The following is a 4,019-nucleotide window of genomic DNA, read 5'->3' as shown; positions in this document are numbered from 1 at the left end:
GTCGAAGAAATCCTGGCCGGCATCTACGCCGAGGTCCTCGGGGTGCAGCGGGTCGGCGTGCATGACTCGTTCTTCGACCTGGGCGGCGACAGCATCCTGTCCATGCGGGTGGTGGCACATGCCCGCGCCGCCGGCGTCCTGTGTCGGCCCCGCGACGTGTTCGTGGAGCAGACCGTGGCCGGTCTGGCGCGGGTGGCCGTCTTGACCGGCACCGATCCCAGTGTTGTCGATGAGGGCGTCGGCCCCGTTTCGGCGACGCCGATCATGCGCTGGTTGCACGACGTGCAGGGCCCAACCGGCCAGTTCAACCAGGCGCTTGTCCTGCGGGCGCCGGCGCAAGTCGGCGATGCCGACGTGGCGGTGGTTTTGCAAGCGCTGCTAGATCGACACGCCATGTTGCGGCTGAAGGCCGTGGACGGTGGTGCCGACGATTGGTCGCTGGTGGCGCTCCCGGTGGGTTCGATTCAGGCGCGGGATTGCCTGCACTCGGTGGATGTGTTGTCCGACGAGGCGCTGCTGGCGGCTCGCGCCCGCTTGGACCCCGCCGCCGGCAAGGTGCTCAGCGCGCTGTGGGTGCCCAATACGCTGCAGCTGACGCTGCTCATCCACCACCTTGCAATCGACGGCGTGTCGTGGCGAATCCTGCTGGAAGACCTCAACATCGCGTGGGCCCAACACCGCAACGGCGAACCGCTTTGCTTGCCGGCGCCGGCCACGTCCTTCGCCCGCTGGTCGTGGCTGCTGGAAGAGCACGCCCGCAGTCCCGCCGTGCTGGCACTCGCCGAAGCGTGGCGCGAGGTCTCGGCGACCCCGGCGACGCTACCCACCGTCCGTCCTGACGCGGACACCCATGCCACGGCCGGCCGGCTGTCAGTTTCGTTGGATGCCGACAGCACCCGCGAGCTGCTTGGCCCGGTTCCCGCGGCGTTTCACGCCGGGGTACAAGACATCCTGTTGATCGCATTTGCGTTGGCTTGCAACGAATTCCTCGGCGCGCGCGGTGCCCCGATCGGCATCGACGTCGAGGGCCACGGCCGTCACGATGATCTGGCCGTCGACGTCGACCTCTCCCGGACGGTGGGGTGGTTCACCACCAAGTACCCCGTGGCGCTGGCGGCCGGTGAGCTGTCCTGGGACCAGGTGTGCGCCGGTGATGCGGCACTGGGGAAGGTGATCAAGGACGCCAAGGAACAGCTGCGCGCCCTGCCCGACGGCCTGACCTACGGCCTGTTGCGCTATTCGAATCCCGACACCGATCTCCGCGATCCGGACCCGGCGATCGGGTTCAACTATTTGGGGCGTCTCGGCGCCCGGTTGGGCGACCTATCCGACGAACTGTGGCGCGTCAGCGAGGACAGTCTGTGGGCGGCGAATGTGGCATCGGCCGTGCCGATGCCGTTGGCACACCCCGTGGAGCTCAACGCAGGCACCATGGATGCCGACGTGGGCCCGATCCTGCACGCCACGTGGACGTGGGCGCCCTCGGCTCTCGACGGCGCGCATGTCACTCGCCTGAGCCAGCTCTGGTTCGACGCCTTGGCGGGCATCTGCACCCACGCGGGCAAGGGCGGGGGAGGACTGACACCCTCCGATGTCGTCCCGGCCCGGCTGAGCCAGCAGCAGATCGACGAGCTGCAGCGGCAATACGAGATCGCGGACTTGCTCCCCCTGACGCCCCTGCAGCAGGGCCTGCTCTTCCACGCCACCCTCGCGCAAGGCTCGGGCGAGGGCGTATATGCGGTCCAGCTGGACATCACCATGGTCGGCAATCTCGATCGGAGCAGGCTGCGCGATGCGGTACAGACAAGCGTCAGCCGTCACCCCAACGTGGTCGCCCGGTTCTGTGACCAATTCGATCAGCCGATACAGATCATCCCTGCCGACCCCGTATTCGCCTGGGGATTCGCCGAACTCGACACCGATGAGCAGATCGACAAATTATGTGCTGCCGAACGGGCCGCCGTCTGCGACCTCGCCGGGCAGCCGCCCTTTCGCGCCGCGCTCATCGCTATTGGGCACAACCGGCACCGGTTGGTACTGACCAACCATCACATCGTCCTCGACGGCTGGTCGTTGCCGATCCTGATGCAGGAGATCTTCGCCAGCTACAACGGGCACCGGCTGCCGGAGCCCACGCCCTACCGCAGGTTCGTGACGTGGTTGGCCGGCCGCGACGTCGAAGCTGCCCGCGCGTCCTGGAGCGAGGTGTTGGCCGGTGTCAGCGGCCCCACCCTCGTCGGCCGCCCGGGACGGCGGGAGATCGGGCGCCGAAACATCAAGTCTTTCACCATCTCAGCAGATACCACGCTGGCCATTCGCGAGTTGGCGCGCTCTCACCACACCACCGTCAGCACGGCGCTGCAAGCCGCGTGGGCGGCGCTGCTTAACGAGATGACCGGCCAGCGCGACGTGATCTTCGGCACCACCGTGTCGGGGCGATCGACCGACCTCGTCGGGGCCGAATCGATGGTCGGCCTGCTGATCAACACGGTGCCGGTCCGAGCGCAGATCACCCCGACCACCACCATTTCGGGATTGATCGATCAGTTGCAGTCCGCCCAGAAAACCACTTTCGAACATCAGCACCTGGCGCTCGCCGAGATCCAGCGTGTCGCAGGCCACGACCAACTGTTGGACACCCTGTTCGTCTACGAGAACTATCCCATCGACGTGACCGCACTGTTGGACACCGGAGAAGTAGCCGTAACCGACCTCACCGCAACGGAATACAACCACTACGCGTTGACAGTGCAGGCCAACCCCGGCCGCGAGCTCGGCCTACGCGTCGAATACGACACCGCCGCGTTTGACGACGCGGCCATCGACAGCCTGGGCGGACGGTTCCGACGACTGCTGGATCGCATGGCCGCCGATCCCGAGCAGCGGCTGTCCTCGTTGGATGTGCTCGATTCCGCTGAGCGCGGCATGGTCGACGCGTGGGGCAATCGCTCGGTGCTGATCGCGCCACCCGCCACGATGGGCTCGATTCCCGAAGCGTTCGGCGCACAGGTGGTCCGGGCGCCACAGGGCGTGGCGGTGACCTGCGACGGCCGCGACATGACCTATCGAGAGCTCGATGAGGCGTCGAACCGGTTGGCGCACTTGCTCATCGCGCACGGCGCGGGGCCCGGTGAACGCGTGGGGGTGGTATTTCCGCGATGCGGTGAGGCGATCGTCGCGATCCTGGGTGTGCTCAAGGCGCGGGCCGCCTATGTGCCAGTCGACCCGGGACTGCCGCGGGCGCGCGTCGAGTTCATCCTCGCCGACGCCGCCCCGATAGCGGTGATCACCACCTCGATTCTGCGCCCTCTGCTCGACGGATTCGCCCGGTCTGTCATTGAGATCGATGACACCGCGATCGACACCCAGCCCACGACCGCCCCCCCGGCGCCAGCCTTGGAGGACATCGCCTATTTCATCTACACCTCCGGCACCACCGGTACGCCCAAAGGCGTTGCCATCGCACACCACAACGTCACTTGGCTGGCCGAGGCGCTTGACGCGAGCTTGCCGGCGGGGCGGGTGTGGACACAGAGCCATTCCACGGCCTTCGACTACTCGGTCTGGGAAATCTTCGGGGCGCTGCTGCGGGGCCGGCGCCTGGTGATCATCCCGGAGACCGTCGCGGCTACCCCCGCCGACTTGCACGCACTCCTGGTCGCCGAAGAGGTCAGCATCTTCACGACCACGCCGTCCGCGGTGGCGGTGCTTTCGCCCAAGGGGCTGGAGTCCACGGCGGTGGTGGTGGCCGGAGAAGCCTGCCCCACCGAGGTGGTCGATCGGTGGGCGGCGCCCGGGCGGGTGCTGATCGATGCCTACGGCCCGACCGAGCTCACCGTATGCGCCTCGATCAGCGCCCCACTGACACCGGGGAACGGAGTGGTGCCCATCGGCGTGCCGATCCCGGGTGCGGCGCTATTTGTTTTGGATTCCTGGTTGCGGCCGGTGCCGGTTGGTGTGGTGGGTGAGTTGTATGTGGCCGGTGCTGGTGTGGGGGTGGGGTATTGGCGGCGTTCGTC

General features: G+C 67.3%; 1 protein-coding gene. It reads left to right on the top strand.

All coding sequences use genetic code 11. From position 1 onward, the window contains the following. On the top strand, window positions 1-4,019 hold a 4,019-nt coding region (locus A5695_RS19645), incomplete at both ends, for a condensation domain-containing protein (RefSeq protein WP_156749750.1).

Source organism: Mycobacterium sp. E1747 (genome assembly GCF_001667775.1).
GTDB lineage: Bacteria > Actinomycetota > Actinomycetes > Mycobacteriales > Mycobacteriaceae > Mycobacterium.
This window is presented reverse-complemented; position numbering and strand designations above follow the sequence as displayed.